Raw genomic sequence first — 23629 nt, forward strand, 5'->3', positions numbered from 1 at the left:
CGGGACCTCGCGGATGTGCTGCACACGCGCCGGGCCGCGGGTGACCGGGCGGACGCCGTGGCGGTGGGCGTGGCGCTGCTGCGGCGGCATCCGGGGTGTGTGCTCGTGCTCCTCCTGCCCGGGGCGTCAGAGCGCGGCGAGGCGGTCGGTGAGCCGGCGGGCGTCGGCGGGGCTGAGGGGCGCGAAGAGTGCGCGGGCGCGTTCATAGGCGTCGCGCGCGACGTCCGGGTGGTCGCCTTCCTGCGCGGTCTGCCCCAGCATTTCGAGGGTGCGGGCCTGCCAGTGGACGGCCCCTGACGCCTCGAACGTCCGCAGGGCGGCGGCCAGGTGGTCCACGCCCGTCCCGTGGTCGCCCGCGCGGGCCCGCGCGCGTCCCAGGAAGGCGAGGGCGCGTGCCGCGTCGTGGGGGTCGTCCACGGCGACCAGCACCTCGTGGGCTGCCTCGAACTCGGCCACCGCGTGGCCCAACCGCTCCTCGGCGAGCGCGATCTCCCCGAGCAGGATGCGGACCAGGCCCACACCGCGCGCGTACCCGGTCTCCTCCCACAGGGCGATGGCCTCGTCCAGGTGGGGCCGGGCCTCCTGGAGCCGGCCGGCCTCGAAGTGCGCGGCGCCGAGGCCGAGGAGGGCCTGCCCCTCGTCCCGGCGGTCGCCGGCGCGGCGGGCCGCCTGCCGTGACCGGCCGTACCAGTCGATCGCCTCGTCGAGGCGGCGGGCCGCGCTGAAGCCGATCGCGCCGGAGTTGAGCATCTGCCGCTCGGCTCCGGCGTGTCCGGCGCGCCGGGCGGCGGCCAGCCCGACGCGATGGGCCTCGATCCACAGGTCGTACCGGCGTTTGCGGAGGAACAGCGGCCACATGGCGTCGACGAGCTGCCAGGCCTGGGTGTCCCAGCCGAGGTCGACGGCCGAGCGCACCATCGCCATGAGGTTGTCGCGCTCGCCGTCGAGCCATTCCAGGGCGTGCGCCGCGTCCGTGAACGGCGGGTCCGGCTCCGGGACTTCGTCGTACGTGCGGTCCATCGTGGACTGGGCGGGCGTGATGAGCCGCTGGGCCTCGGTGGCCGTCGCGAGGTACCAGTCGCGGACCCGTCGGAGGGCCGCGACACGCGCCTCGTCCGTCTCCTCCGCCAGGCCGCGCCCGTGGGCATGGAGCCGGATCAGGTCGTGGAAGCGGTAGCGGTCGGGGCCGGTGTCCTCGACCAGGTTCGCCTCGACGAGCACGTCGAGCAGCGCGGCGCCCTCACCGGGCGGGATGCCGGCGGCCGCGGCGGCGACCCTGGTGCCGAAGGACGGCAACGGCAGCTGCCCGAGCCTGCGGTAGAGCGCGGCCGCCGCGTCCGGCAGCCCTTCGTACGAGGCGTCCAGTGCGCTGCGCACAGCGGGTTCTCCTTCCACGGCCAGGACGGTGAGCCGGTCCCGGTCCCGGGCGAGGGCGTCGGCCAGTTCGCTGAGCGGCTGCCGGGGGCGTGCGGCGAGCCGCGCGGAGGCGACGCACACCGCGAGGGGAAGACCGGCGCACAGGGACACCACCCGGCGTGCGGCGGTGAGGTCGCACGCCGTCAGTTCCCGGCCGATCCCCCGGACCAGTAACCGCTCCGCGGCCTCGTCCGGCATGACGTCGAGCGGGTGGAACAGCGCGCCGTCGATGTGCAGTCCGGTGAGCCGGCGGCGGCTGGTGACCGCGACGAGGCTGTGGCCGGAGCCGGGCAGCAGGGGGCGGGCCTGGGCGGCGGTGTACACGTTGTCGAGCATGACGGCGAGCCGCAGGCCGGCGGTGAGCGAGCGCCACAGGGCCGTCTTCTCGGCGGTGTCGGCCGGTACGGGCCCGGGATAGAGGGCGCGCAGGAACCCGCCCAGCACGTCGCCGGGCCGCGCCGCGTCCGCCACGGTGTGCCCGCGCAGGTCGGCGTAGAGCTGGCCGTCCGGGAAGTCGCCGCCGCTCGTGCTGAGCCACCGGGTGACCAGCGCGGTCTTGCCGACCCCGGCGGGCCCGGTGACGACGACGATCCGGGGCGAACCCTGCCCCGCCGCCCCTCGGGCGAGTCCGTCGAGGGTCCGCAGGTCGTCCTCGCGGTCGGTGAAGTGGCGCGGTACGGGGAGCAGTTGCCGTGGCACGGGCACCGGGGGCGGCTCCACGTGCGTGTGGATGCCGCCGTGCACCTCGCCTGCCTGGACCGTGACGCCGTGGAACACGGCGTGCCCGCTGATGGCGTTGTTGTGGACCCGTCCGGGATGCCCCGTCACCCTGCGCCCCCTGTCGGTCCGTTCCGGGATGTCGTGGTGATTATGCCGCTGACCTATTCCCCTCCGATTCCCCACGGATTTCCCCGCGCGACGCCCCCGCCGAACCCGATCAATTCCCGGCGCGAGAAAATCATTCCTCAATCCCTACCCGACGACTTCCTTGCACAAAAGAAAGGATTCAGCCGCTCAGCGCGTCGAGATGCTCTGGCCCGAGCTGCGACGACCTGTCATCCTGTGCAGTCCAGAACGGGTGCCGGCGAGAGGAACACGCTGGTGGAGATCCATATCCTCGGCCCCGTCGGCCTCGGTTCCCGCGAGGGCCGGCTCGGTCTCGGTTCGGACAAGGAACGGCTGCTTCTCGCGGCGCTGGCACTCGACGTCGGCCGGCCCGTCGCGCTGGACACACTCGTCGACCGGCTGTGGGATTCCGGCCCGCCGCCGGCGAAGGCACGCGAGAGCGTGCACACCTATGTCTCGCGGATCCGGCGGGCGCTGCGCTCCCTGGCCGCGCCGGGGGCGGACGGCCCGGCCGTGACGCACCGGGCGCACACCTACACGCTGCGGGCCGAGCCCGAGGCGGTGGACTGGCACCGCTACCTGCGGCTGGCCGACCACGCCCGCGCGGTGTCCGCCGAGGGCGACGACGTGCGGGCGGCCGCGCTGATGCGGCAGGCGGAACGGCTCTGGGAGGGCGAGGCGCTGGCCGGGCTGCCGGGCGTGTGGCCGGAGCGCGTCCGGATGAGCCTCGCCGAGCGCCGAAGGGGCGTCGCCGCGGCCCGGATCGCCATCGAACTGCGCCTCGGGCGGTTCGCGGAGGCGGCGGCGGAGCTGGCGCCGCTGGTCGACCAGTACCCGAGGGACGAGACGCTGGTGGGTCAGCTGATGGTGGCGCACTACGGCAGTGGCCGGCACGCCGACGCCCTGCTCGTCCACCAGGCCCTGCGCAGGGCGCTGCGGGCCGGGTTCGGCACGGATCCGGGCGATGAGCTGAGCCGGATCCACGCGCACATCCTGCGCCGGGCCCCGTCGAGGAGCTGACGGGCGGAGTACGGGCGCAGGCTCCGGGCGGCGCGCCGCCGGCCGGCCCGTCCCCGGCGGGCCCGCGCCCGCTGCGGGGCCATCTCCCTGGCCGGGCGCCGCTGATCGGGCGGCACGAGGAGCTGCGGCGCATCCGGGAGGCCGTGGACACGGCGGCGGAACACGGCTCGGCCATCATGCTGGAGTCCATCTCGGGCATGGCCGGTGTGGGCAAGACGGCGCTGGCCGTACGGGCGGCGCACGAGTGCGCGGACCGCTTCCCCGACGGGCAGCTCTACCTCGACCTCCGGGCGCACGCCCAGGGGCAGGAGCCGCTGACCGCGGGCGCCGCGCTCGCGACGCTGCTGCGGCTGCTCGACGTACCGCCGCAGTCCATCCCGACGGACGTGGAGGAGCGGGCCGCCCTGTGGCGCAGGGCGCTGGCACGGCGTCGGGTCCTGGTCGTCCTGGACGACGCGGCCGAGCCCGCCCAGGTGCGGCCGCTGCTGCCGGGCGGGACGGAGAGCTTCGCCATCGTCACCAGCCGGCGCCGGCTGGTGGGGCTGCCGCAGAGCCGGTCGCTGGCCCTGGACGTGCTGCCGGCCGAGGACGCCGTCCGCCTGTTCCGGGAGGTCGCGGGTCTCGGCCCGCGGGGCGACGGGGAGGAGCGCGCGGAGATCGAGCGGATCGTACGGCTCTGCGGGCACCTGCCGCTGGCGATCGAGATCGCCGCCAACCGGCTGAGCGCCCACCCGTCGTGGACGCCCGCGGTGCTGCGGGAGCGCCTCACTCGCACCACCGGGCGCCTCGGCGAGATCCGTGACGGCTACTCGGAGGTCGCCCGCGCCTTCGAGATGTCGTACCAGACGCTCTCCCCGGACGAGCGGACGACGTTCCGCCTGCTGAGCCTGCACGTGGGGCCGGAGTTCGGCCCGCGGGCCGCCGCGGCGCTGCGAGGCCGGCCCGTCGCGGAGACGGAACGGGCCCTGGAGTCGCTGTTCCACTGCCACCTGCTCCAGGAGCCGTCGCCCAACCGGTTCCGCTTCCACGACCTGCTGGGCGAGTACGCGCGCCTGCTGTGCGCGGCCACGGAGACGCCGGAGCAGCGCGACGCGGCGCTGGACCGGCTCATCGACCACTACCTCCACGAGGCGGACCGCTGCGACCGGACGCTGTATCCCCGGCGTCTCCGCCTCGCCGTCCCGGCGGGGACCGGTACCGCGCCGGTGCGGGACCTGCCGGATCGGCCGGATCGGCCGGACCTACCGGTTCTCAGGGACGAGGAGGCGCTGGCCTGGTTCCGTACCGAGCGCTCCAACCTGGTCGACGCGGCGCGCCACGAACGCCTCCGGGGCCGGCACGAGGGTGCCGCGCGGCTGAGCCATGTGCTGGCGGAGTTCCTGAACAGCGAGTGCCACTGGGTGGACGCGCTACGGCTGCACGACGCGGCCGTCGACCACTGGACGGGAGCGGGGGACACGGACGCGCTGTGCCGGGCGCTGCTCGACCTGAGCCGGGCCTGCGCCGCGACGGGCAACTACGCGCGGGCCGAGGACTCCGCCCGGCGCTCCCTGCGACTGGCGGAACGGACCGGCTGCGCGGACGTCGAGGCGGAGGCCCTGCGCGAACTGGGCGTCCTGCACTGGCACATGGGCCGCAACCAGCAGGCGCTCGTCTTCCACGAGCGCTCCCTGGCGCTGTGCGCGCGTACGGAGGACCCCTGGCGCCGGGCGCGCTGCGAGAACAACATCGCGATCTCGCTGCTCTACCTGGGCCGGCACGACGAGGCCCTGCGCGCGTTCCGCTCCGCGATCAACGGCTTCCGCACGGCGGGCGACCAGCGGATGCTGGGCAAGACGCTGAACAACCTGGGCAACCTCTATATGCACATGGGCCGGCCGGCCCAGGCCCGGCGCACGCTGGAGAGCGGCCTGCGGATCGCGGAGCTGGCGGGCAGCCGGCTGGACCTGGTGGCCCTCCAGATCAACCTCGCCGAGACGCTCGCCACGTCGGGGAATCCCCGCAAGGCCATCGACGTGTACCGAAGAGCCCTGCCGGTGCTCCAGGAGCTGGGCGACCGGAAGACCGAGGCCATCGCCCTCACCGGCATCGGTACGGCCCATCGGGCCATGGGCAGGACCGACCAGGCCGCCACGCACTTCCAGCAGGCGCTGGCCCTGTCGAGCAGCATCGGGGCGGTCCTGGAGGAGACCCGGGCGCGGCGGCTGCTGGGCGCCGCCGAGTTCGCCCGGGGCAATGTCGTGGCCGCCGTGGAGCACATCACGGCCGCCATCGCGTCGGCCCGGCACATCGAGGCCCCGGACGAGGAGGCCAAGGCGGAGGAGTCCTTGGCGGAGGTACGGATGAGCGCGGGGGACGTCGCGGGGGCGCGGGCGCTGTGGCGGCACGCGCATGGCTTGTTGCAGCCGCTCGACGCGGGAGCGGCGGAGCGCATCCAGAACCGCTTGATCGAAGTCGACCACTTGCCGCAGTAATTCGACCGAAGATTCTTCTTGTTCGCAGCAATTCGACCGCATCATTTTTCATGATCCTCAGGATTGGTGAACGAGCGAACGCGTGTGATAACTCTCTTCCGGCCATTGATCGTTGATCTCGAAGGATGAGAGTTGACACGCACACGCTTCGCGGCGCTCCACCGGCCCCGGCTCGTCGGAGTCGTGGCGCTCGCCGCACTGCTCGGCGGTCCGGCACCGGCCGCGCACGCCGAGGTCCGCAGCGCCGCGGACTCCTTCGGCACCACCGCACCGGCGGACCTGCGATCCACCGTGCACACGACTGAGGGAGTCTGCCTGCCGACCTACGCCGTGTAGGCGGACGTGCGGTGGGGCGGCCGCCCGAGGCCGGCCGCCCCACCGCCGCTTCGGGCTAGCGCGTCGCCGGAACGTGCTGGGTGACGCAGTGGATGCCGCCGCCTCCCCAGGCCAGGGTGCGCGCCGGGGTGCCGACGACCTCGCGGCCGGGGAACTGGGTGCGCAGGAGGGCGAGGGCCACCGTGTCGTCGGGGTGGCCGGCCAGGGGGACCACGACGCTGCCGGCCGTCTCGTAGTAGTTCGTGTAGCTGAAGGTCCGTACGTTCAGGCCCTGGAGCGTGAAGTGCGGCTGCTGGTGGATCTCGACGAGCGTGAGGCGCCGGCCCCGGGCGTCGGTGGCGGCCTCGAGGACCGCCTTGTTGGCGGCCATGCGGGCGTGGTTGGGGTTGGCGGGGTCGGGCTGGGTGTGGACGAGGAGCCTGGCGGGTCCGAGATACGCGGCGCACAGGTCGACGTGGCCGTTGGTGATGTCGTCGTACGCGAGGCCGTGGGGCAGCCAGATGACCTTGGTCGCGCCGTAGGACTCCTTGAGCGTGGTCTCGATCTGCGCCTTGGTCATGCCGGGGTTGCGGTTGGGGTGGAGCAGGCACTCCTCGGTGGTGATGAGGGTGCCTTCGCCGTCCGTGATGACGGCGCCCCCTTCGAGGACCATGCCGACGGGCTTGCGCGCCGCGCCGAAGTGCTGGCAGACCCCGACGGGCAGCAGGTCGTCCTTGTCGTACGGGTACTTCTCGCCCCAGCCGTTGAAGGAGAAGTCGAGGCCGGTGCGCCGCGTGCCGGTGCCGTCGACGGTGAAGACGGGACCGGTGTCCCGGGTCCAGCAGTCGTTGATCGGATACTCGATGACGGTCACCGCGCTGCCGCACTGCTGGGCGGCGGCGGCCGCGTGGCCGGGCTCGGCGACCATCACGACCGGCTCGTGGCGGGCGATCGTACGGGCCGCCGCGGCGATCTCCGCCTGTACGTCCGCCAGCAGGCCGCCCCAGCCGACCGTACGGTCCCAGGGCCAGGCCATGACGCACGCGGCGTGCGGTTCCCACTCCGCCGGCGCCCGGAACACGTCCTCGGCGCCGGCGAGGGTGCGGCGCGCGCCGCCCGGTGCGGCGGCGTGGGCGGCCCGGCCGCCGAGGAGGGCGGCCGCCGCGGCCGACACGGCGGCGGCGCCGAAGGCGCGGCGGGACAGCCGCGGACGCGAACCCGATCCTGTCACGATCATGACATCTCCTGGTGAGGGTGCGAGTGGGACCCGGCGACCGCCCCGGCCGGGCCGGTCAGGGGAACCCGGCAGGGCGGTCGTCGGGGAATCAGGGGTGGGGAGGAGGGGTCAGGACGATTCGGCGGCGAGCTGGTGGCCCGGACCCGCGCCCGCCTCGGCGTCCGGCACCGGGCCGGAGCCGTCCGGCGAAGCCGCCGCCCCGGAGCCGTCGGGCGACGAGCCCGTCGCGGGGGCGGTCGCCGGCCCCCTGCCGCGCAGCTTGTCGTGCGGGCGCCGGATCAACAGGTAGCCCAGGCCGACCGCCAGGATGGCCACCGTGCCGAGGAGACCGGCCCACACCTGGTACCAGGGCGCGCCCGGCACGGCGAGGATCTCCCTCGGCCAGCACACGTTGACGACCTCGAAGGCGGTCCAGAGCACCGCCAGCACGTTCAGGAACGTGCCCTTGCGGCCCTGCCGGATGTGGCCGGACGGCACCCAGGTGCCCCGCAGCCGGGCGATCAGCGCGGCCAGCGACACCAGGAAGAACGGCAGGAAGGTGGCCGCCGTGCCGAAGGCGATCAGGCTGCCGATGGCGGTGGCGTTCAGGCCGAGCAGCAGGCCGCAGCTGCTGACCAGCGTGGAGGCGACGAGACCGCCGATGGGGGCCTTGCGCTTGTTGATCTTCCTGACGTGCTTCGAGAACGGGAAGACGTCGTCGCGGGCCAGCGAGTACAGGCCGCGGGCCGCACCGCCCTGGGAGGCCATGGCGCAGGCGAGGAAGCCGACCAGCACGACGACCACGAACGGCTTGTCGGACCACGAGCCGAAGGAGTGGACCACCGCGGTGGTGACCGGGTCGAGGTCCTCGCCGAGGACGACCTTCTCCGGGGCGGGGTGCGAGAGGGCGACGGCCATGGCGTTGAGGATCACGACGGCGCCGACGCTGAGGAGCGCCCACCACATGCCGCGCGGCACCTGACGCCCGGCGTCCTTGGTCTCCTCGGAGGCGGAGACGCAGGCGTCGAAGCCGATGAAGGCCCAGCCCGCCACGGCGACGGCGGCGAGGAACGCCAGGGTGACGGAGCCGCCGGACAGCGCCTCGGCCCCCATGGTGCCGGTGAAGAGCACGAAGCCGTGCTCGCGGAAGAACAGCAGCAGCGCGAAGCCGACGAGGACCGAGGCGATGGCCTCGGCCGCGATGCCGAGCGAGACGACGAGGCTGAGGATCCTGATGCCGTACGCGTTGATCAGCATGCAGCCGAGCAGGACGGCGATGGACACCGCCACCAGCTGCCCGGGCGTGGGCGTGACGCCGATCAGGGCGAACACCCAGGGCGCCGCGAGGTACGCCACGGTGGTGTTGCCGAACATCACGGCGAACTGCCACACCCAGCCGCCCAGCCAGCCGAAGGACGGGCCGAGCAGCCGGCGCCCCCACTGGTACGGGCCGCCCGCGAGCGGCCACTGCGAGGCCAGCTCCGCGTAGACGTTCACCACCAGGCACTGGCCGATCAGCACCAGGGGCAGCGCCCAGATCCAGGCGGGGCCCGCGACGATCGTGCCGACCATGGCCACCGCGTAGAGCGCGACGACGGGGGACACCACGGCGAAGCCCATGGAGATGTTGCCGAGGACACCGAGGGTGCGCCGCAGCTCCTGCTGGTAGCCCAGGTCCTTGAGCCGGGCGGCATCGCGGTCGTGGGGGGATGGTGCAGTCATGGGATCCCTTCGGGGGAATGGAACGGCGGCCGACGGGACCGGGCCCGCTCCGGGACCGTAAATCTAACGTCGTTAGGTATTGCGATGGCCGGGACCTTAGCCCGGGACTGGCCGAATGTGAACCCCTTCCGGGCCGGTAACCTGACCCGGGGCGAGAGGGAGGGTGTCACCGTGGGCCGACCGAGTCAGGCGCTGCTGAGCCGCGAGATCATCGCGCGGGCGGCACTGGAGCTCCTGGACGAGGAGGGCCCGCAGGCCCTCAAAATGCGCGCTCTGGCGGACCGCCTGGGGGTGCGCGGCGCGTCGCTCTACCACCACGTCGCATCGAAGGACGATGTGCTGGACGCGGCCTCGGAGCTGATCAACGAGGAGATCGATCTCTCGCCGCTGGAGAATCCGGAGTGGCGGGAGGGCATCGCGGCCTACGCGCGCGGCTACCGACAGGTGTATTTGCGCCACTGGAACGTGATCCCGCTGGTCGCGCGGCGCCGGGTCGAGGCGGACAAGGCGCTGCGCGGCTACGACGCGCTGCTGGCGGCGCTGGGCCGCGCGGGCTGCGACCCCGCCGAGGCGGCCGAGGTGGCCGCCACGATCGACTATCTGGTGCTCGGCTCGGCCCTGGAGACGTTCACCGCGGGCTTCGCCCGCACCCCGGACGGCTACCGGCCGGCGTACCCGGCGCTGGCCGGCTCGCTGCAGGGGGCGGCGGAGCGGCCGGGCGGCCTGGCGTCGCTCGACGACCGGGGCTTCGAGCGGGGGCTGGGTCTGCTCCTCGACGGCCTGGCGTCCCGCGCCTGACGCTCCGTCAGGCTCCCTTCACCTCAGGCGCGTTCCCCGTACGGCACATCAGTCGCGCAGGACCGTGCCGTCCTCCAGCATCGTGGGGTGGATCTTCGTGGGCTCCTGGTCGTCCACGTCGGAGGGGCGCGGCGGTTCGGGTCCGTCGGGTCCGCAGCGGACCATCCGCTCGACGCGGCAGACCCGGAACAGCTTGTCGCCGACGAGCACTTCGTTGGCGCGGCCCGCGGCCTTGAAGGAGTCCGCCGCCTGCTGGTAGCGGATGCGCTCGCGCTCGGTGAAGTCGTGGAGCAGCGGCCAGAACTCGGTCATGGCGTGGTGGAGCATCCGGCGCGCGTCGTGCGGGGTCGGCATCAGCGCCCCCTGCGGCCGCCATCCCCGGCCGCGCCGCTCCGCCACGGAGAACCCGACGGGCAGGAGCACGACGTCCGGGTGGTCGGCGGCCGCGCGCTCGGAGTCCCGCAGCACGTCGGAGGGGAACCGGGAGCCGGTGTAGACGAATCCGCGCAGCGCGAGCTTCATCGCGCCGGCCATGAAGCCGTCCTCGCGGGCGGGGTCGAGGACGAACCCCGGGTCCGGCGACGGCGTGTCGCGCCGGTCGGACCACGAGGGCCGGGGCGGCTCCGGGTCCGTGGGGCGCGGCGGCTCGAGACCCTTGTCGCCGCAGCGGGCGAACTCGTCGCCGCGCACCACCCGGTAGCGCACACCGAGGACTTCGACCTCGTCGACCGGCTCGCGTTCGAGGACCGCGACCGCGGCCAGCAGCTCGCGGCGCTCGCGCGGATCGTCCGTCTCGTCCTTGGCCCGGAACCAGAGCAGCGAGTTCAGACTGTCCCGGGACTCCTGGGGCGTTCCGTCGACGACGGGCTTGACCACGCGCCAGAGGTCGTCGACGCGGGGGTCCTGGGCGGCGATCCCGAAGACGGGCCCGCGCACCGCCAGGTGCGGGTACCGGTAGGACGCGTCCACGGCGTCGGCCTCGGTCACCCAGACCGCCGGGTCGTCACGGTTCACCAGGTCCCGGTGGAGCCGGTCGACGTGTCGCTTCCAGTCGTCATCCATGCACACATTGTTGTGCCTCGGCGCCCGCCACCCGGCCGGGTTCCGGGAATTGGCCGGGCATGTACGGAGCCGATCGCCGTCGCCCCGCGGGGCCCATCGAGTGATCGGGCGGCGGGCCCGGCGCGTCCCCGCCGTCGGTGCGGAACGGGCCGCGCACACTCCCCGGAGATGTGTTCGCATGTCCGCGGAGTGTTCCGTCCCCGCGGACGAGCCACGTGGGAGTCCCAGCGTGTCCTTCCTCCTCCACCGACGCGTCCTCCGCCGGCGCGTCCTGCGCAAACGCGTCCTCGCCTCGGGCGCCGTCCTCGCCGCCGCGGCCGTCACCGCGTCCCCCGCCGGTGCCGGGAGGGCACTCGCGGACGGCGCCTGCTTCGACCGTGCCACGCGCCCCTCCACCTCCGTCGTGGACGGCCACCTCCACTTCCGCCCGTTCGGCGGCAGGGCCATCCCGTTCGACGAGGTCACCGCGTATCTCCGCGAGAGCGGCGTCCGCTACGCCAATGTGTTCGGCATCGGTCAGAAGCTGCCCGCCGACTCGGACTGCACCTACTACCTGGACTGCCCCGGGACACCGGTCCTGCCGAGCGTCAAGAACGACATCGTCAACGGCGAGAGCTACGTCGAGTCGCGGCCGACCGACCCGCACCTCACCCTGTCGATGACGTCCCTGGACGTGGCGAACCCGGAGACGGTCCCCCAGCAGATCGCCCTGTACGACAAGGAGTTCCCCGGCCTGTTCCGCTGGGCCGGCGAGGTCAACCTCATCAAGGGCGCCCTCCTCCCCAACCACCACGAGCCCGCGACCGTCGGGGACATCGCGAACTGGGCGCCGTTCATGCGGGAGCTGGAGCGGCGCGGCATCCCCCTGACCGTCCACGCCGACCTCGGCACGGACGCGGCGCCGACCAAGTACCTGCACCTCTTCCGGGAGGTGCTGACCCGCTACCCCCGCAACAAGATCGTCTGGGCGCACATGGGGCTGTCCAAGGAGCTGTCGGCCATGGACCCCGCCCGGCACATCGCCATCGTCCGCTCCCTCCTCCGCCGCCATCCCCGCCTGACGCTCGACCTGAGCTGGCGCGTCCTGGAGGACCAGTACTTCAGCAGGCCCGGCGTGCGCGAGCGGTACGCCGCCCTGCTGGACGACCATCCCACGCGCGCCATCCCCGGCACGGACTTCGTCGCCTCCCGCGACAAGGACTACGCGGTCTACAAGGAGGAGCTGGAGGTGACGAGCCGGATCAACAAGGCCCTCGGCGACGAGGCCTTCCGCGGCATCGCCCTCGGCGAGAACTACTTCCGCCTCCTCGGCCTGAAGGCCGAGGCCCCGAAGATCTGCACGAGGAAGTGACCGCGGCGGCCCCGGCCCTCCCCGACGGGAGCGCCGGGGCCGCCACGTACCGGTCAGAGTTCGTCGAGGTCGACGGCCTCCGCCATGGCCCGGTATCCGGCGTCGTTCGGGTGCAGGTGGTCACCGACGTCGTAGGCGGGCGCGAGCCGGTCGGGGTCGGCCGGGTCGGCCAGGGCCCGGTCCAGATCGACCACCGCGTCGTACTCGCCGGAGGTGCGGATCCACTTGTTGAGGGCGTCCCGCTTGGCCTCGCCGCGTTCCGTGTAGTACATCGCGCCCTTGTACGGCGGCAGCGTCGCGCCGATCACCTTGATGCCACGGGCGCGGGCCTGGCGGATCAGCTCGCGGTGCCCGGCGATCAGACGCTCGACCGGAACGTCGGGCGTCGGCCCGCCCGGCAGGTCCGCCCACTCGCTCATGCCGATGTCGTTGATGCCCTCCAGGACGATGACCGTGCCCACGTCCGGCTCGGTGAGCACGTCCTTCTTGAAGCGGTTGACGCCCTTCTCACCGGCGAACGACAGGTCGTTGGTCAGCTGGTTGCCGCCGATGCCGTGGTTGAGGACACCGCGGGTGCGGCCGGCGGCCACGAGCCGCTCCGCCAGCTCGTCGGGGTAGCGGTTGTCGGCGCCGGGCGTCGAGCCGAAGCCGTCGGTGATGGAGTCGCCGAAGGCGACCACGGACTTCCGGCGCGGACCGGGCCCGCCGGACACCTCGACGCCGGACAGGAAGTACCAGGCGCCGCTCTGCTCGATGAACGCCTCGCCGCCCGCGTCGGAGCGGTGGTCGCCCGACGCGCGGTACGAGGTGCTCCCGGCGTCCCAGTGGTAGGTGGCCGGGCCGGTCGGCTCCGCCAGGTACAGCGTGACCGTCAGCTTCTCCAGCGGCCGCGTCCTGAAGGTCAGCGCGTCGCTGTGCACCGTGCCGCCCGCCGGGATCGTCACCGACCGGCCGTGCCCGAAGGACAGCTGCCGCACGGAGCCGGCCCGTACCGCCGCGCCCTGGTCACTCCGGGCGACGGTGGCGCCCGCGATCCTCAACGGGGTGGTGCCGTACCGGTTGGACAGTTCGACGCGGGCCCGGGTGCCGCCCGTGGTGACCCGCACGACCTGCCGGAGCGTGTGGTTCGCGAAGCCCTCACGCGACCAGTTCGGGACGAACGTCTCGCCGGCGCCGTGCGGCGACGCCGCCCAGGCGCCCCGCCACTGCCCCCCGCCGTTCCCGTGCGCCGTCGCCGCCGCGGTGGCGGGTCGCCCGTCCGGCGCGGCGGCCGTCGCGGTGCCCGCCGCACCGGTCGCGGCGAGCACCACCAGGGTGGCCGCCGTCAGCACCGCGACGCCCGAGCGCCGTCCCGTGTGTCCTGTCCTCAAAGGTCCCACCCCTATACGCATCTCACAGCCGTCACATACATCACTGCTCAACTGCTCGACAGGGGTGGGACATTCCCGCGAGACCGCTCGCCTTCTCCGTGTGGCGGGCCCGCGGGCTGCCCGTCACGCGGGTCCGGCGGTCAGCCGGAGACGGTGATCTGCTGGGCGGGGTCGGTCGTGTCGGTCACGGTGTACGTGGCCGAGAAGGACGAGGTCGTCGCGCTGGTCGGGCAGCCGAAGCCGCCCACGACCTTGATCGGGACCGCGGCGCCGGAGAAGGCCAGCGACGACGGCGCGCCGTTGGTCCACGTACCGCTGGTCGAGGCGGGCCCGGTCGGTGCCGCGGTGACGGTGCAGCTGGCCAGGCCGGAGGTGGTGACCACGAGGCCGCCGGTCGGGACGGTGAAGGAGGCGACGACGGGTGCGCCGTACTGCATCGAGACGGTCCACGAGCCGCTGGTCCTGACCGTGGCGCTCACGCCCGGCATGCTCGTGGTGCAGGAGGTGAAGGTCGGCGGCGTGAGGGAGCTGACCACCGGTCCGTCGGCGTTGTGGTTGGCGGGGGCCGCGGGGACCGTTCCGCTGGAGGTGGAGACGGAACAGGTGACCGTCACGGAGCCGGACTTGAGGGTCGCCTTGCCGGTCAGCGTGGCGGTGAAGCCGTGTCCTGCCGGCTGGACGGTCGTGGAGCCGGCGGCCGCGGGGGCGGCCTGCGCGGTGGCGGGTGCGGCGCCGGTGAACCCGAGCGCGGCGGCGGCGGCGAGGCCCGTCGCCACGGCGACGACTCTGCGGCTGCGTAAGTGGCGGGTTGCCATGGGGCGTTCTCCTTCGGGGAATGGTGTGGCGCGTGCCACGGTGGGGTGTGGGGGGCCCGAACGGTGCTGGAGTGCCGGAGGTGGAGCAGGGGTGCGTGCGCCTGGCGGACGGCACGCGCGAGGTGGGGTGGCCCGCGCGCGGCCCGGTCAGGCGTCGGTGACGGTGGACGCGGGGTGTCCCGGGGCTGCCTCCGTCCTGGTCCCGTCCTCGGTCGCGCTCTGCGCGGCGGCGGCGGCCGCCTCCTTCGGCACCGGCTGCCAGGCGAACATCATGGCGCCGCCCACGATGCCGAGCAGGGTGCCGATGAGGAAGCCGCCCAGGTTGGAGACGACGAGCGCGGCGGCGGCGATCAGGGTGGTGACGAGGCCGGCCATGGAGCGGTACTGAGGGGCGACCCACGCCGATACGCCTAGCATGAACATGACAATCCCGAGCAGGACGGAAGGGACTCCCGCGATGCCCTGATGGAGCATCACCTGCAACGGTGCGAGGGGGATGGCGCAGATCTCCGCCCCGGCGAGGACGGTGACGAGACCGCCCCAGAAGGGCCGGCTCCTGCGCCAGCGCCGCCACGCGAAGCGCGGTGACACCATGTCAGAAGCATTCCTTCTTGCCCTTGCTGAGCTTCATGCTCAGGCCGGACAGCTTGAACGTGCCGGCGTTGGTGGCCCACGCGACCTGCTTGAGGTCGGTGATGCGTACGGTGTCGGCCTGCTGGCCGAACAGGTCCTGCATGCCCTGCGCGCCGTCCGGCCCCTTGTCGAGGGTGGACGCGTCACGGCCGATCTCGATGTTGTCGAAGTCCGCGTCGCCCGACAGCTGGGTGGCGTCCACGAACAGGCCCGTGGCGACGACCGGGGACTTCTTCCCTGCCGTCAGGTTGAGGGAGATGTCACCGACGATCGGCAGCGACGTGACCACCGACTGGCACAGGTTGTTCATTTCGGCCCGCCGAATCGCGGTGACGGCCACGGGCAGCAGCTCTTCGCGGGCGTTGGTGTCGATGCTCCCGTACTGGGCGAAGCCCTCGCCGGTCAGGCTGTCCGCCGACACCTTGAACTGCTGGCCGGACACGGCGAAGGAGGCCGCGACGGCCCCGCTCGCCAGCGCGACCCCCAGGGCGGCGGTGACGCCGACGGCCGGTACGGACAGGAGGGCGAAGCGTTTCCACTGGATGCGGCCGACGACGTCGTCGGCGTCGGTCGGGTGCCTCTTTCTCATGACATATCCCCTCTCGTGGGCATGGCGCGCCGTCCAGGGGCGCACAGGGTGGCGGTCGGGCCACGGATACTCGCGCGCGGGGAAAGGCCACCGGGAGACGAGGTGGTGGGCGCGCGGGAAGGTGAGCGGAGAGCGAACCGCCGGCCGGTGAGGCGTACCACCGACCGTACTCGCGGGTGTTACCGACGGGTTGAGTTGAATGTAAGAGTGCCAGTCGCCATTGGCAAGGTTGGCGGACAGCGGTTTTCGGCCTACTCGGCCGGCTCCTCCGCCGCCGCCCGGTGCAGCCACAGGGCGAGTTCGGCGTCCACGCGCCCGGCCATCGCCCGCGCGAACTCGGCGGCGACCACCTCCCCGGCGACCGGCCGCAGGGCCGTCACCGCGTCGATGATCCGCTGCACCTCCACGGCCGACAGTTCCTCCAGCTCCCGTCCCGCTATCACGTGCCGGCGGAAGAGGTCGACGAAGCGGTCCGCCACGGCGGCGGCCTGACTGCGCACGAAGGCCCCGGCGTCCAGGATCTCCGCCATCGGGATCCCCTGCCCCACCAGGGCCGACGTCGCGTCGAGCAGCCGCCTGCCGACGTGCGTGACGGTGTCGCCCTCGATCCGCAGATAGCCGAGTTCCACGGCCCGCCGGGTGTCCTCGGCCGTGGCCGACCCCCCGAAGAGACGGGAGAGTTCGGCCAGCGGCACCCGGACCGGCTCCTCGTGGACCCAGTCGCGCGTCATCACCCGCTCCAGGCCGAGCAGTCCGGCGATGCCGCTCCCCTGCTCCCACGCTTCGAGCAGCTCACCGATGCCGTTCACCGAGTAGCCCCGGCCGAGCAGGTCGTCGATGAGCCTGAGGCGCGTCAGGTGGTCCTCGGAGTACCAGGCGATACGGCCCTCCCGCTCGGGCGGCGGCAGGAGCCCGCGCTCCTGGTAGTAGCGGAGATTGCGCACCTTCACCCCGGCCGCCTCCGCCAGCTCCTCCCGCCGGTACCTCTTGCCCCGCGCGTGCCGGTCCGGCGGCACCTGCCCGTCGGCCCCGTGCCCACCCGGTCCGACGTGCCCGCGATCCAGCTGTACGCCCCGTCCGCTCATCCCGGCGAGTCTAGGCGCCCGGGAGCGGCCGCCCCGTCCCCCGGGCTCCCCGCACACCTCAGTCGCGGTGGGCCCCGAGGTGGCGGACCCGGGCCACGTCGAGCAGCGCCGAGCCGCCCTCGGCGAAGAGGCGTACGCCGTCGCTGTCGGGGCCGGGGAAGACCTGGTCCGTGATCACGGCCTCGCCCCGGCCTCCGAACACCTCCACCGAGGACCGGTCGACGAGGATCCGCAGGCGCACCTTCCCGTCCACGGGCGCCAGCGGTGCGCGCTGCACGCCCGGGAAGTCGCCGCTGAAGTCGACGGCCCCGGACCTGGTGCGGTCGACGTACAGTTCCCGCCGCCCGGCGTCGTAGCCGATGACGGTCTCCTCGCCGGGCCCGGTACGGACCTTGAGGCCGAAGCGCTCGGCGTCGCGCAGGGAGAACGTGGCGTCGACGTCCAGCGCCGTGCCGTCGGCCCGTCCGTCGGCGAGCGGCACCGAGCCGTTCCGCACCGCGACCCGGCGGGCGGTGATCTCCGGGCCCTCGGCCAGCGTGGCCAGCGACCGTACCGGCTGCTGCGTCAGCCGGACGCGCCCGTCGACCGTGCGCAGCCCCATCTCGCGCGGGATGCTCTGGGCGCCGCGCCAGGGGGAGGTGGGGACGTGGTTTCCGTACTGCCAGTTGTTCATCCAGCCGATCATGTGCCGCCGGCCGTCCGGCGCGTTCTCCCAGGACACCGCGGCGTAGTAGTCCTTGCCGTGGTCGACCCAGTCCGCGCGCTGCACGGCCGACAGCGCGGGCGCGTCGGCCAGGGTGAAGTGGTCGGCCAGGATGTGGCCCCAGCCGGCGGTGTTCCTGTCGACCACCTGGACACGGGCCTTCCTCCCCTGGTGGGGGCGCAGGTCGAAGGACGCCCAGTCGAGGGTCTCGCTGTCGGAGCCGGTGACGCTCTGGACGACCTCGCCGTCCACGAGCAGGTTCACGGAGGTCTCGGTCGAGCGGGGCCGGGCGGGGGTGTCGGACAGCATGATGTGGTCGACGTTGATGTGGCCCCAGCCGCCGGTGTTCGCGTCGACGATCTCGATCCGCGCGGTGCGGCCGGCCAGGTCGCGGACGTCCCAGGCGGTCCAGTTCAGGGCTTCGGTGTCCTTGCCGGTGGCGCTCCGGACGACCTCGCCGTCGACGATCAGCCGGACGGCTGTGGGTGCGGTGGAGGCGGAGGGGTGGTTGCCGCCGCCGACGAGGAGGTTGATGTGGTCCTTGTCGAGGGTGAAGTCCGGTGACGTGAGGGTCCCGGTGGTCGCGTCGCCGTGGAGGAAGGTGTTCACCAGGCCGTCGCCGAGCCAGCCCGACACGGGCTGCTGGCCGGGCAGGGTCCCGCGGGCCGGGCCCGTGCCGAACGCCTCGCCCGTCGCCGTCCAGTCTCCGTACCCCCCGCCCTCGAAGTCGGCGAGTACGGTGCCGGCGGGCGGCGGTCCCTGCTCCGGGACGGCGGCCGGGTCGTGGGGGTGACGGCCGCCGCCCACCTTGAAGTTGAGGTGCGGCCGGTCCACGGTGAACTCCGGCGAGGTGAGGGTTCCGGTGGCGGCGTCGCCGCCGTGGAAGCTGCTGGCGTGGCCCGTGCCCTCGACGCCGGTGACGGGCGACTGCCCGTCCAGCGGCCCGGTCGCCGGGCCGTCGCCGAACGCCGTGCCGGTCGCCGTCCACGTGCCGTACGCCGGGTCCTCGAAGCCCTGCACGAGGAGTCCGGCGGGCGGCGTGTAGGAGCCGTCGTCGTCGGGGGTGAACCGCTCGCCGTCGAAGTCGCCGACGAAGTACTGCGCGGCCGAACCCCCTGCGATGCCCCCGGGGTTGATGTTGACGACCAGCACCCATTTGGTGCGCTTCGCGTCCCCGTCGACCGGCAGCGGGAACAGGTCGGGGCACTCCCACACTCCCCCGACCGCGCCCTGGGGCCGAAGTCGCTGAGGTGCGTCCAGGTCTTGAGGTCCTTGGAGGAGTAGAAGCGCACCTTGCGCTCGGTGGACAGGGACACCGTCATCAGCCAGCTCCGCGTGGGCGCGTACCACTGCACCTTGGGGTCGCGGAACTCCTTGGACCCGATGTCGAGGACGGGGTTCCCCGCGTACTTGGTCCAGGTGCGGCCGCGGTCCGTGCTGTACGCCAGGGACTGGGCCTGCCGGCCGTCCGCCTTGTAGGCGCTCGTGTAGACGGCGACCATGGCGGGCTCCTCGGGGGTGCCGAAGCCCGAGGTGTTGTCGTGGTCGACGACGGCGCTGCCGGAGAACACCATCTCCTCGTCGTCGTGCGGGATGGCGAGCGGGAGCTCCTGCCAGCGCACCAGGTCCTTGCTGACGGCGTGGCCCCAGGACATGTTCCCCCAGGTGTCGCCGCTCGGGTTGTACTGGTAGAAGAGGTGATACTCCCCTGGTGGTGGACGAGCCCGTTGGGGTCGTTCATCCAGTTCTTCTCCGGGGTGAAGTGGAACCGGGGCCGGTGGGGTTCGCCGAACGGAGGGCTGTCGGCGGCGACGGACGGCGGCGGTGCCGGAGCGGCGACGGACGGCGGCGACGGGGCCGCCGCGGCCAGGGCGCAGACGGTGGCCACGGCGGCGAGCAGCCGCAGGGGACGACGCCCGACGGGGCCACGCCGGACAGGGAGTCCAGAGCTCATGGTGTCTCCTGGCAGGGATGGGGGACGAGCCGACGGCAGGGTGTCATCGATGACTTGTGTCAGCGATGACACCCCGGTTGGGCAGAGATGATGGGCGGCCCCGGCCCGGCTCGTCAACGGCCCGGACCGAATTGCCGGAGCGCGCCCGTCACTCGCGGGCGGCGCCCGCCGCGGCCGCCAACTGGTGTGCCCACGGTGGGTTGGGGCCCGCCACCGAGCAGGTGAGGGCGGCCACGTCGACGCCGAACGCGCACGCCTCGGCGACGTCGTCCGGCCCGAGCCGCGTCAGCCGTCCGCCGAGCAGGCCGCGCGACGCCAGGTGGTGGAGCAGACCCGCCGTGAACGAGTCCCCCGCGCCCACGGTGTCGACGACCCGCGCGGGCGGCGCGGGCACCGCGATCCGCTCGCCGTCCAGCGACGCCAGCGCCCCGCGGGCCCCCAGCGTGACGACGACCAGGCGTACGCCCGCCGCGTGCCACCGGTCGCAGGCGCGCTCGGCGCTCGTGCCCGGCAGGAGCGACTCCAGGTCCTCCTCGCTGAGCCGGAGGATGTCGGCCAGGACGCACCACCGGGGCAGCCGCTCCCGGTACACCTCGGGACCGACCAGCAGCGGCCGGACGTTGGGGTCGAGGGACACGGTCGCGTGCGCGGCGGCCCCGGCCAGGAACTCCTCGACGGCGGACGCTCCCGGTTCCCGCACCAGCGCGAGCGAACCGGTGTGCAGGCAGGCGCTGCCGGCGAGGTCGGCGGCGGCCAGCTCGGCGCGCGTCCACTGCCAGTCGGCCGTGCCCTCGGCGTGGAACGAGTACGCCGCCCGCCCCTGTTCGTCCAGCTCGGCCACGGCCAGCGTGCTCGGCTCGGCCGCCGCCACCGTACCGGTCAGGTCCACTCCGGAGGCCTCCAGGTGGGAGCGGAACAGGCGGCCGAAGACGTCGTGGGACAGCCGCGCGTGGAAGCGCGTGCGGGTGCCGAGGCGTGCCAGGGCGACCGCCGTGTTCGCGGGTCCGCCGCCGGGCAGCACGCGCAGGGCGAGCTCTCCGGGGGTGTGCCGATACGGGGTGAAGGCGTCGGCGACGCATTCACCCAGGACGCTGACCTGCTGCGGGCGCATGGCTGCTTCTCTCTTCAGGGGGAGGACCGGTCTCAAGCGGCCTGCCACGTTGCCGATTTGTGACGGGGCCAAGGCATTGACGTTGCCGGGAAGCGGAGTCCATCATCCTCGGCAAGCAGTGTCAACGATGACATAAGTCAACGATGGCACCGCCGCCCCCGGGCCCGGCGCCCGGCCTCGCTCGCCAGATCCCGCAGGGAGTCGCCCCATGTCCCGCAGCATTCGCACCCTTTCCGCCCGTGCCCGAGTGACCGCCTGCACCACCGTCGTGGCGCTGTCCGCCCTGTCCCTGACGGCGTGCGGCGCCGGCGCCCAAGGGGCCGGCGGCGGCAAGGTGAAGGTCGGTCTCATCACCAAGACCGACACCAATCCGTTCTTCGTGAAGATGAAGGAGGGCGCGGAGGACGCGGCCGAGAAGAGCGGCGTCGAACTCGTCAGTGCCGCCGGGAAGTTCGACGGCGACAACGCCGGCCAGGTCACGGCGGTCGAGAACATGGTGGCCTCCGGGGTGAAGGGCATCCTCATCACACCGAACGACTCCAAGGCGATCGTCCCCGCACTGGAGAAGGCCCGCGCCAAGGGCGTCCTCGTGATCGCCCTGGACAGCCCCACCGACCCGCAGAACGCCACCGACGCCCTGTTCGCCACCGACAACGTCAAGGCCGGTGAGCTGATCGGCCGGTACGCCAAGGCCGTCATGGCCGGCCGGCCCGCGAAGATCGCCATGCTGGACCTGGCCCCCGGCGTCGCCGTAGGGGTGCAGCGTCACGACGGCTTCCTCAAGGGATTCGGCATCGCCGAGGGCGACCCGGCCGTGGTGTGCGCGCAGGACACGGGCGGCGACCAGGCCAAGGGCCAGACGGCGATGGAGAACTGCCTGCAGAAGGCGCCCGGCATCAACGTCGTCTACACCATCAACGAGCCCGCCGCGCTCGGCGCGTACACCGCGCTCAAGGCCAAGGGTCTGGAGAAGAAGGTCCTCGTCGTGTCCGTCGACGGCGGCTGCACCGGCACGAACGCCGTGAAGGAGGGCAGGATCGCCGCCACGTCGCAGCAGTACCCGCTGAAGATGGCCGCCCAGGGCGTCCAGGCCGTCGCCGACTTCGCCAGGACCGGCAAGAAGGCGTCCGGTTACACCGACACCGGCGTCACCCTCGTCACCGACCGTCCGGGCACCGGCGTCGAGGCGAAGGACACGACGTTCGGCCTGCGGAACTGCTGGGGCTGAGCGGGGCCCCGGCCGCGCCCTCCCCCACCGCCCCAGCCCTCGTACCCACCCACCGCCAAGGATCACGATGACTGCCACGGCGACCACGCCCTCGCCCTACGCCCAGCTCACAGGGCCGACCACGGTCCGCAGAATCCTCACCGCGCCCACCACGGGTCCCCTCGCGGCGCTCGTGCTGGCCTGCGCCTTCTTCTCCCTGACGACCGAACAGTTCCTCACCGGCGGGAACTTCTCCCTGATCGTGCAGCAGGTCATGGTGGTGGGCACGCTCGCCATCGGCCAGACACTGATCATCCTGACCGCCGGCATCGACCTGTCGTGCGGTGCCGTGATGGCGTTCGGCAGCATCGTCATCGCGAAGATGGCCGCCCAGGGGACGCTGTCGCCGCTCGCCGCGATCGGGCTCGGCCTGCTCGTGTGCGCCGGATTCGGCCTGGTCAACGGCCTGTTGGTGCAGATGGTCCCGCTGCCGCCGTTCATCGTCACGCTCGGCATGCTGAACGTGGCGTTCGCCCTGACCCACATCTACTCCGCCGAGCAGACCGTCACCGGCCTGCCCGCCCCGCTGACCGCACTCGGCGAGACGTTCCCGCTGGGCAACACCGACATCACGTACGGCTCGCTCGTCACCATCGCCCTGTTCCTGGCCTTCGCCTACGCGCTGAGCAGCACCGCCTGGGGCCGGCACGTGTACGCGCTCGGCAACAGCCCGGAGGCCGCGCGCCTCAACGGCATCCGCACCTCCCGGCTCACCGTCGGCATCTACGCCCTGGCCGGCCTGGTGTACGGGATCGCCGCGCTGCTGCTGATCTCCCGCACCGGGGTCGGCGACCCGCAGGCGGGCCAGACCGACAACCTGGACAGCATCACGGCCGTCGTCCTGGGCGGCACCAGCCTCTTCGGCGGGCGGGGCGCCGTCCTCGGCACCTTCATCGGCGTCCTCATCGTCGGCGTCTTCCGCAACGGGCTCCAGCTGATGGGCGTCGCCTCCATCTACCAGACCCTCATCACCGGCGCGCTGGTGATCCTCGCGGTCACCGTCGACCAGATCTCCCGGAAGAAGGCCCGATGACCGGCAACTCCCCCGTGACGCCCGTCCTCCAGGCACGCGGCCTGGTCAAGCGGTACGGGCACGTCACCGCCATAGACGGCGCCGACTTCGACCTGCTGCCCGGCGAGGTGCTCGCCGTCATCGGGGACAACGGAGCCGGCAAGACCAGCCTGATCAAGGCACTGACCGGCGCGCTCACCCCGGACGAGGGCGAGATACGGCTCCACGGCGAACCGATCCGGTTCACCGGCCCGCAGAGCGCCCGGCAGCACGGCATCGAGACCGTCTACCAGGACCTGGCCGTCGCCGCCTCCATGGACATCGCGTCCAACATGTTCCTCGGCCGCGAGCTGCGCCGCCCCGGCGTGCTCGGCCGGGTGTTCCGCCTCCTCGACAAGAAGCGGATGCGCGAGGAGGCGGCGGCCCACATGGCGGACCTCAGGATCGGGCTGCGGTCGCTGACCCAGCCGGTGGAGACCCTGTCGGGAGGTCAGCGGCAGGCCGTGGCGGTCGCGCGGTCCGTCGCCTGGGCGACGAGCGTCGTGGTGATGGACGAGCCCACCGCCGCGCTGGGCGTGAAGGAGTCCGGCCAGGTCCTCGACCTGATCCGCCGGGTCCGCGACCAGGGCATGCCGGTGGTCCTGATCAGCCACAACATGCCGCACGTCTTCGAGATCGCCGACCGTGTCCACGTCCACCGGCTGGGCCGGCGCGAGGCGCTGATCAAGCCGTCCGACTACTCGATGGCCGAGGTCGTGGCCATCATGACGGGCGCGCTCGACGTGCGGAAGGACGGCGGTACTGTCGTGGCGGACACCGGCGCCGCCCAGGCCGCCGGTCTCCCCGCCCACTGACGCAGCAGCCGCGGGC

Annotated in this window: 18 protein-coding genes and 1 pseudogene; 8 read left to right on the plus strand and 11 right to left on the minus strand. The window is 73.0% G+C overall.

The window, feature by feature from the left end; genetic code table 11:
- Nucleotides 1-126: 126 nt before the first annotated feature.
- Nucleotides 127-2244 carry an ATP-binding protein gene (locus ABEB09_RS04310; protein WP_345687248.1) on the minus strand — a complete coding sequence of 706 codons (2118 nt, stop codon included), beginning with the start codon at nt 2242-2244 and terminating at the stop codon, nt 127-129.
- 273 nt (nt 2245-2517) lie between these two features.
- Between ABEB09_RS04310 and ABEB09_RS04315 the strand changes: the two genes are divergently transcribed.
- The 3 genes from ABEB09_RS04315 (at nt 2518) to ABEB09_RS04325 (ending at nt 6092) form a co-directional block, all read left to right on the plus strand.
- Nucleotides 2518-3282, plus strand: coding sequence for an AfsR/SARP family transcriptional regulator (locus ABEB09_RS04315; RefSeq protein ID WP_345687250.1), 765 nt, complete (start codon nt 2518-2520; stop codon nt 3280-3282).
- Between the two features lie 143 nt (nt 3283-3425).
- Nucleotides 3426-5756 (plus strand): tetratricopeptide repeat protein, encoded by a 2331-nt coding sequence (locus tag ABEB09_RS04320; RefSeq protein WP_345687252.1) that lies wholly within the window; start codon nt 3426-3428, stop codon nt 5754-5756.
- 132 nt (nt 5757-5888) lie between these two features.
- On the plus strand, nt 5889-6092 hold the full coding sequence (locus ABEB09_RS04325; protein WP_345687254.1) for a hypothetical protein: 204 nt from the start codon (nt 5889-5891) through the stop codon (nt 6090-6092).
- Nucleotides 6093-6147: 55 nt separating this feature from the next.
- Here ABEB09_RS04325 and ABEB09_RS04330 read toward each other — a convergent pair whose 3' ends face one another.
- Nucleotides 6148-7308, minus strand: a complete 1161-nt coding sequence (locus ABEB09_RS04330) for an agmatine deiminase family protein (protein ID WP_345687255.1) — start codon at nt 7306-7308, stop codon at nt 6148-6150.
- Nucleotides 7309-7416: 108 nt separating this feature from the next.
- Nucleotides 7417-9009 carry an APC family permease gene (locus ABEB09_RS04335; protein ID WP_345687257.1) on the minus strand — a complete coding sequence of 531 codons (1593 nt, stop codon included), beginning with the start codon at nt 9007-9009 and terminating at the stop codon, nt 7417-7419.
- 171 nt (nt 9010-9180) lie between these two features.
- On the opposite strand from ABEB09_RS04335, the gene ABEB09_RS04340 reads away from it, so the two are divergent.
- On the plus strand, nt 9181-9807 hold the full coding sequence (locus ABEB09_RS04340) for a TetR/AcrR family transcriptional regulator C-terminal domain-containing protein (protein WP_345687259.1): 627 nt from the start codon (nt 9181-9183) through the stop codon (nt 9805-9807).
- Between the two features lie 48 nt (nt 9808-9855).
- On the opposite strand, the gene ABEB09_RS04345 is transcribed toward ABEB09_RS04340, so the two are convergent.
- Entirely contained in the window at nt 9856-10869 is a 1014-nt protein-coding gene (locus tag ABEB09_RS04345; RefSeq protein WP_345687260.1) for a DUF5954 family protein, read from the minus strand.
- A 229-nt stretch (nt 10870-11098) separates the two neighbouring features.
- Between ABEB09_RS04345 and ABEB09_RS04350 the strand changes: the two genes are divergently transcribed.
- Nucleotides 11099-12220, plus strand: a complete 1122-nt coding sequence (locus ABEB09_RS04350) for an amidohydrolase family protein (protein WP_345687261.1) — start codon at nt 11099-11101, stop codon at nt 12218-12220.
- A gap of 53 nt (nt 12221-12273) precedes the next feature.
- Here ABEB09_RS04350 and ABEB09_RS04355 read toward each other — a convergent pair whose 3' ends face one another.
- From ABEB09_RS04355 to ABEB09_RS04385, 7 genes and pseudogenes are all read right to left on the minus strand, one after another.
- Nucleotides 12274-13590: an SGNH/GDSL hydrolase family protein gene (locus ABEB09_RS04355; protein ID WP_345687262.1), complete on the minus strand. Its 1317-nt coding sequence runs from the start codon at nt 13588-13590 to the stop codon at nt 12274-12276.
- Between the two features lie 140 nt (nt 13591-13730).
- On the minus strand, nt 13731-14405 hold the full coding sequence (locus ABEB09_RS04360) for a hypothetical protein (protein WP_345687264.1): 675 nt from the start codon (nt 14403-14405) through the stop codon (nt 13731-13733).
- A gap of 147 nt (nt 14406-14552) precedes the next feature.
- Complete coding sequence (locus ABEB09_RS04365) at nt 14553-14999, minus strand: DUF6114 domain-containing protein (RefSeq protein ID WP_345687266.1); 447 nt, start codon at nt 14997-14999, stop codon at nt 14553-14555.
- Between the two features lies 1 nt (nt 15000).
- Nucleotides 15001-15627, minus strand: a complete 627-nt coding sequence (locus tag ABEB09_RS04370) for a DUF6230 family protein (protein ID WP_345687268.1) — start codon at nt 15625-15627, stop codon at nt 15001-15003.
- A 251-nt stretch (nt 15628-15878) separates the two neighbouring features.
- Nucleotides 15879-16712 (minus strand): MerR family transcriptional regulator, encoded by an 834-nt coding sequence (locus tag ABEB09_RS04375; RefSeq protein ID WP_345687270.1) that lies wholly within the window; start codon nt 16710-16712, stop codon nt 15879-15881.
- 58 nt (nt 16713-16770) lie between these two features.
- Nucleotides 16771-19369 (minus strand): annotated as a pseudogene (locus ABEB09_RS04380) (GH32 C-terminal domain-containing protein).
- Nucleotides 19370-19517: 148 nt separating this feature from the next.
- On the minus strand, nt 19518-20480 hold the full coding sequence (locus ABEB09_RS04385; RefSeq protein ID WP_345687272.1) for a carbohydrate kinase family protein: 963 nt from the start codon (nt 20478-20480) through the stop codon (nt 19518-19520).
- Between the two features lie 208 nt (nt 20481-20688).
- Between ABEB09_RS04385 and ABEB09_RS04390 the strand changes: the two genes are divergently transcribed.
- The 3 genes from ABEB09_RS04390 to ABEB09_RS04400 all read left to right on the plus strand — a co-directional run bounded on the left by ABEB09_RS04390 (nt 20689) and on the right by ABEB09_RS04400 (nt 23613).
- On the plus strand, nt 20689-21708 hold the full coding sequence (locus ABEB09_RS04390; RefSeq protein WP_345687274.1) for a sugar ABC transporter substrate-binding protein: 1020 nt from the start codon (nt 20689-20691) through the stop codon (nt 21706-21708).
- A gap of 67 nt (nt 21709-21775) precedes the next feature.
- Nucleotides 21776-22780, plus strand: coding sequence for an ABC transporter permease (locus ABEB09_RS04395; RefSeq protein WP_345687276.1), 1005 nt, complete (start codon nt 21776-21778; stop codon nt 22778-22780).
- Nucleotides 22777-23613 carry an ATP-binding cassette domain-containing protein gene (locus tag ABEB09_RS04400; RefSeq protein WP_345687278.1) on the plus strand — a complete coding sequence of 279 codons (837 nt, stop codon included), beginning with the start codon at nt 22777-22779 and terminating at the stop codon, nt 23611-23613. The genes ABEB09_RS04395 and ABEB09_RS04400 overlap by 4 nt, the downstream gene beginning before the upstream one ends.
- The last annotated feature ends 16 nt before the right edge of the window (nt 23614-23629 follow it).

This window comes from Streptomyces coeruleoprunus, from assembly GCF_039542925.1.
Taxonomy (GTDB): Bacteria; Actinomycetota; Actinomycetes; order Streptomycetales; family Streptomycetaceae; genus Streptomyces; species Streptomyces coeruleoprunus.

What these genes read in the sequence shown, in the direction of transcription:
- ABEB09_RS04390 (WP_345687274.1), top strand. Translation starts at nt 20,689, where the DNA reads ATGTCCCGCAGCATTCGCACCCTTTCCGCCCGTGCCCGAGTGACCGCC.
- ABEB09_RS04365 (WP_345687266.1), bottom strand. Translation starts at nt 14,999, where the DNA reads ATGGTGTCACCGCGCTTCGCGTGGCGGCGCTGGCGCAGGAGCCGGCCC.
- ABEB09_RS04385 (WP_345687272.1), bottom strand. Translation starts at nt 20,480, where the DNA reads ATGCGCCCGCAGCAGGTCAGCGTCCTGGGTGAATGCGTCGCCGACGCC.
- ABEB09_RS04345 (WP_345687260.1), bottom strand. Translation starts at nt 10,869, where the DNA reads ATGGATGACGACTGGAAGCGACACGTCGACCGGCTCCACCGGGACCTG.
- ABEB09_RS04360 (WP_345687264.1), bottom strand. Translation starts at nt 14,405, where the DNA reads ATGGCAACCCGCCACTTACGCAGCCGCAGAGTCGTCGCCGTGGCGACG.
- ABEB09_RS04395 (WP_345687276.1), top strand. Translation starts at nt 21,776, where the DNA reads ATGACTGCCACGGCGACCACGCCCTCGCCCTACGCCCAGCTCACAGGG.
- ABEB09_RS04375 (WP_345687270.1), bottom strand. Translation starts at nt 16,712, where the DNA reads ATGAGCGGACGGGGCGTACAGCTGGATCGCGGGCACGTCGGACCGGGT.
- ABEB09_RS04330 (WP_345687255.1), bottom strand. Translation starts at nt 7,308, where the DNA reads ATGATCGTGACAGGATCGGGTTCGCGTCCGCGGCTGTCCCGCCGCGCC.
- ABEB09_RS04400 (WP_345687278.1), top strand. Translation starts at nt 22,777, where the DNA reads ATGACCGGCAACTCCCCCGTGACGCCCGTCCTCCAGGCACGCGGCCTG.
- ABEB09_RS04370 (WP_345687268.1), bottom strand. Translation starts at nt 15,627, where the DNA reads ATGAGAAAGAGGCACCCGACCGACGCCGACGACGTCGTCGGCCGCATC.
- ABEB09_RS04335 (WP_345687257.1), bottom strand. Translation starts at nt 9,009, where the DNA reads ATGACTGCACCATCCCCCCACGACCGCGATGCCGCCCGGCTCAAGGAC.